Raw genomic sequence first — 1891 nt, forward strand, 5'->3', positions numbered from 1 at the left:
CTGGCAGGTGTGTGGATGGGTAGGGGAGCGTCGTGTGGCCATGGAAGCGGCAGGGTGACCTAGCCGTGGAGGCCACACGAGTGAGAATGCAGGCATGAGTAGCGAAAGACGAGTGAGAAACTCGTCCGCCGAATGACCAAGGGTTCCTGGGCCAGGTTAATCCGCCCAGGGTGAGTCGGGACCTAAGACGAGGCCGACAGGCGTAGCCGATGGACAACGGGTTGATATTCCCGTACCCGTGTGAACGCGCCCATGGTGAATCAGTGATACTAACCATCCTGAAGCCACGAGAAGACCTTCGGGTCTCGAGTTGGTGGATGCATGGGACCTGATCTGGTAGTAGCCAAGCGATGGGGTGACGCAGGAAGGTAGCTGAGCCAGTCAGTGGTAATACTGGTGTAAGCGTGTAGGGCGTGACCTAGGCAAATCCGGGTCACACATAGCCTGAGACGTGATGCGTAGCCGATTGAGGCGAATTCAGTGATCCTATGCTGCCGAGAAAAGCCTCTAGCGAGCTTTCACACGGCCCGTACCCCAAACCGACACAGGTGGTCAGGTAGAGAATACTAAGGCGATCGAGATAACTATGGTTAAGGAACTCGGCAAAATGCCCCCGTAACTTCGGGAGAAGGGGGGCCCTGTCTGGTGACGACATTTACTGTCTGAGCTGGGTGGGGCCGCAGAGACCAGTGAGAAGCGACTGTTTACTAAAAACACAGGTCCGTGCGAAGTCGTAAGACGATGTATACGGACTGACGCCTGCCCGGTGCTGGAAGGTTAAGAGGACCGGTTAGTTCCTTCGGGAGCGAAGCTGAGAATTTAAGCCCCAGTAAACGGCGGTGGTAACTATAACCATCCTAAGGTAGCGAAATTCCTTGTCGGGTAAGTTCCGACCTGCACGAATGGCGTAACGACTTCTCAGCTGTCTCAACCGTAGACTCGGCGAAATTGCATTACGAGTAAAGATGCTCGTTACGCGCGGCAGGACGAAAAGACCCCGGGACCTTCACTACAGCTTGGTATTGGTGTTCGGTTCGGTTTGTGTAGGATAGGTGGGAGACTGTGAAACGGTGACGCCAGTTATCGTGGAGTCGTTGTTGAAATACCACTCTGATCGAATTGGACCTCTAACCTCGGACCATGATCTGGTTCAGGGACAGTGCCTGGTGGGTAGTTTAACTGGGGCGGTTGCCTCCCAAAATGTAACGGAGGCGCCCAAAGGTTCCCTCAGCCTGGTTGGCAATCAGGTGTCGAGTGCAAGTGCACAAGGGAGCTTGACTGTGAGACTGACAGGTCGAGCAGGGACGAAAGTCGGGACTAGTGATCCGGCACCGGCAAGTGGAAGCGGTGTCGCTCAACGGATAAAAGGTACCCCGGGGATAACAGGCTGATCTTCCCCAAGAGTCCATATCGACGGGATGGTTTGGCACCTCGATGTCGGCTCGTCGCATCCTGGGGCTGGAGTAGGTCCCAAGGGTTGGGCTGTTCGCCCATTAAAGCGGCACGCGAGCTGGGTTTAGAACGTCGTGAGACAGTTCGGTCTCTATCCGCCGCGCGCGTTAGAAACTTGAGGAAGGCTGTCCCTAGTACGAGAGGACCGGGACGGACGAACCTCTGGTGTGCCAGTTGTTCCGCCAGGAGCACCGCTGGTTAGCTACGTTCGGAAGGGATAACCGCTGAAAGCATCTAAGCGGGAAGCCTGTTCCAAGATGAGGTTTCTCACCCCCTCGAGGGGGTAAGGCCCCCGGCAGACCACCGGGTTGATAGGCCAGAACTGGAAGTGCAGTAATGCATGCAGGTGACTGGTACTAATAGGCCGAGGACTTACCACAAAGAAGCTACGCGTCCACTGTGCGGTATCTGAAACAACACACAGATACTGATGAGAAAC

General features: G+C 55.5%; 1 rRNA gene (running past one end of the window). It reads left to right on the plus strand.

The window, feature by feature from the left end:
• A 23S ribosomal RNA gene (locus tag AC3WQS_RS31280) occupies positions 1 to 1832 on the plus strand (it extends 1383 nt beyond the left edge of the window).
• The last annotated feature ends 59 nt before the right edge of the window (positions 1833 to 1891 follow it).

The organism is Rhodococcus sp. FW305-130 (genome assembly GCF_058788335.1).